Below are 3,355 nucleotides of genomic sequence, written 5' to 3' on the forward strand. Positions count from 1 at the left end.
AATATTAAACTCAATAAGTTATTCTTTTTCATTTCATTCATCCCCTTTCATAGTTGAAATTATTTGCAACCGTAGATAAGATAATAGCCATATTTGTGCCCTATACGCTTATGCCAGGGCATGAAACGTCTCTGGATATCGCGGATGTATGTGATATCCTGTGATCTTATCTCCTTAAGACCTGCGTTATTGAGATAACCTGTAGATCTCTCAAGAGGTGTGCCTCCTGCATTTGGAAGTGCAGCATTAAGCTCATTTGAATAGTAGCCTTTCCAGGGATTTTTCCTCTCCATCACCATGATACCAACATTGCTGACAAAACGTCTTAACTTCGTGTCCATGGAACCGTCATCCCATAAGCCATCGATGATAATCACCCTGCCTCCTGGTTTGATAACTCTTTTCCAGTTATTTACTGCATCCTGGGGATGTGGCAGGGTCCATAGCAGATGGCGATTCATAACCACATCAAAGGAACCTTCTTTAAAAGGCGGGTTCTCTGCATCACCCAGCTGGAAATTGATCTTAAGACCACGTTCTTTGGCTTTGATCCTCCCCTTTTCCATCATCTTGTCGGAAAGGTCAAGTCCTGTGACCTGGTGTCCCATGCTTGCCAGAAGCAGGCTGATCTCGCCCGTACCGCAGCCCACATCCAGGATCTGCAGCTTCCCGGCCGGAAACACCTTGTTAAAGGCCTCTTTCCAGGCATTTGCCTCCTCATTGCTTTTTACGGCATGCCCATGCTGTGTATCATAGGTAGTGGAAGAATCATCCCACTTGCTGGTGATCTCCTCTTTTATTTTAATGTCAGGTGTTACCATGCATGCATAAAGGTAGATATAGTATTAATAATTTATTTTTTCGTAATAACATATATTAAAATAAATTAGATTAATCTGATATAACAGGGTATATCTAGAAGATAGTGCAGACTAAACGCTCATAAAATAACATTTAGGCATCTCCTATCTGATGGCTTTCATTAAAATAAAAAACAGGACACATATATAACAGAGATCTAAGATCACGTTGAACACATAGAAGATCATGCTAACCAGCAGGTAAAAACTGATCAAGAAACTGAAACAAAAATGAATAGGATATACTAACCGGTAGAAAATAAAATGGATTTCAAACCGATATCCTGTATAAATTTGCTGTTTTTTTCAGCCTTTGTGCCATTCAAAGGCCAGCGTACAATATACGTGAAACAAATGCTATTACAACAACCATCAGCACAGAGGTTGTCAATATAGCCGCTACTCGTTTTACTCTGTTTTTTCCAACTATCATACTACCACGGTTTAAGCAAATCAATTCATGGATATATTTCTTTCTAAATTGATCTGCAAAAATACCTGATACATGGAAATATAACTATTATTTTCAATAGAATTAAACACGTGGATACGCGATGAATTAAAGGAGCCAATAAAATTAATTTAAATAAATAAGAGGAGTGATATTGATCTCACTCCACTGGTTTGCCTTCTTCCACTTAGCGTATGATAGTTAGCTTTGGCCTCTGAGCAGCATTCGACCACTCGGAGCTGTAGAAGGCAATGTAATTACCGCTCTCAGTCTTTGCTTTAAGGAAGAAGCCGGTGTTATCGTATTCACCGCTTATGTATTCCTGCACAAGTTCTGTGACATCGAACTCATAGTACTTGTTGTCAGGCACAGTATTAGCAGGGAATTCCAGGGAGGCATACGGTACACTGCCCTGGGAAACTCCGTTCTTATCGAACCAGTTTCCTCCTTTATTGGTCCAGAGCACACCAGACATCCGGGAATTCCAGGTAACATACTTCGAATCCCACTGAACCGGCCTGTAAACTTCAACTACAGTGTCAGAAGCATGGATAGTCCCTGTGGGATAGTACCAGTACAGTGACAGAGTTGCTCTGGATATAGTATCCGTTGTCGTGTAGGCGCTCAGATCGAACAACATTACATCTCTGTAACTAGTCGTGCTAAGCTTTCCTATATCAATATAGTTAGAACTTGAAAGCACAGTGGTGGGGGTTGATTCGCGGAGTCTGTTGTCGTAGAGAGGTGCATAGGAAACCGAAGTTACCGGATCGGTCACAACTACCTCCAGGGTATCACTCGATGTCTGTCCACCTGTATCAGTGACAGTTAAGGTCACAGTGTAATTGCCTGCAGTAGTATATGTTTTCATAGCTGTTACACCGGTAGCTTCAGAAGTGATACCATTTGATGCGTCAAAGTCCCATGAGTATGAAGCAATGCCTTTGTCATCTGTGGATGCGCTACCGTCGAAACTTACAGCTGAGCCTGTGGTTGCAGTCTTATCCGATCCCGCATCTGCAACCGGCACTTCATCCTTAGAAACTGCTGTAGCAGTTACAGTCAATTTTGGTCTCTGCGCAGCATTTGACCAATCGGTACTGTAGAAAGCAATGTAATTCCCACTCTCGGCTCTGGCTTTGAGGAAGAACCCGGTGTTGTCGCGTTCACCACTTACATATTCCTGCACAAGCTCAGTGACATCAAATGCATAGTACTTGTTACCGGGCACTGTACTGGCTGGGAATGTCAGCGATGCGTACGGTGTGCTTCCCTGAGAAACGCCGTTCTTATCGAACCAGTTTCCACCAGCAGTACTCCATGGAATACCAGAGGCACGGTTGTTCCAGGTAACATATTCCGGATCCCATTCCACTGGCCTGTAGATTTCCATTACAGTGTCAGAAGTGCGTGAAGCACCCGTAGGATAATACCAGTACAGTGAGAGAGTTGCACTGGATACTGTATCAGTGGTGTTGTACTCACTAAGGTCGAACCACATCACATCCCGGCAATTCGACGTACTCTGTCCGATGTCAAGATAAGTGGAATCAGAAAGAACTGTATCTGGTAATGACTCACGCAGCCTATTGTCATAAGTAGTCTGATCAAAGACAATATTTGTGACTGGTGTAACACTGACCACGACCTTTAATGTATCCGTGGATCTCTGCCCACTGGTATCAGTGACAATTAAGGTCACAGTGTAAGTTCCTGCAGTAGTATATGTTTTCGTAGCTGTTACACCGGTAGCTTCAGAGGTGATACCATTTGATGCGTCAAAATCCCATGAGTATGAAGCAATGCCTTTGTCATCTGTGGACGCGCTACCATCGAAACTTACAGCTGAACCAATGATTGCGGTCTTATCCGAACCTGCATCTGCAACCGGAGGATTATCTGTTGTTGAAGCTGCTGAACCAGTCTTTGATGCCTGGACAGTGTTACCATATCTGCCAATATTGATCACGGCACCATTGGGTGAAGGTTCATTGCCACAGGCACATTTAGAATATCCTGCATCTATCAGCGGACTGGATGCTGA

Annotated in this window: 2 protein-coding genes; both read right to left on the reverse strand. The window is 43.2% G+C overall.

All coding sequences use genetic code 11. The features are described from left to right. Nucleotides 1–59 precede the first annotated feature (59 nt). Nucleotides 60–821: a class I SAM-dependent methyltransferase gene (locus ACCM36_RS06755; RefSeq protein ID WP_370572989.1), complete on the reverse strand. Its 762-nt coding sequence runs from the start codon at nucleotides 819–821 to the stop codon at nucleotides 60–62. 677 nt (nucleotides 822–1,498) lie between these two features. After that, nucleotides 1,499–3,355: disaggregatase related repeat-containing protein (locus ACCM36_RS06760; RefSeq protein WP_370572990.1), on the reverse strand; the 1,857-nt coding region annotated here is incomplete at its 5' end.

Source organism: Methanomethylovorans sp., from assembly GCF_041305605.1.
Taxonomy (GTDB): domain Archaea; phylum Halobacteriota; class Methanosarcinia; order Methanosarcinales; family Methanosarcinaceae; genus Methanomethylovorans.

What these genes read in the sequence shown, in the direction of transcription:
- ACCM36_RS06755 (WP_370572989.1), bottom strand. Translation starts at nt 821, where the DNA reads ATGGTAACACCTGACATTAAAATAAAAGAGGAGATCACCAGCAAGTGG.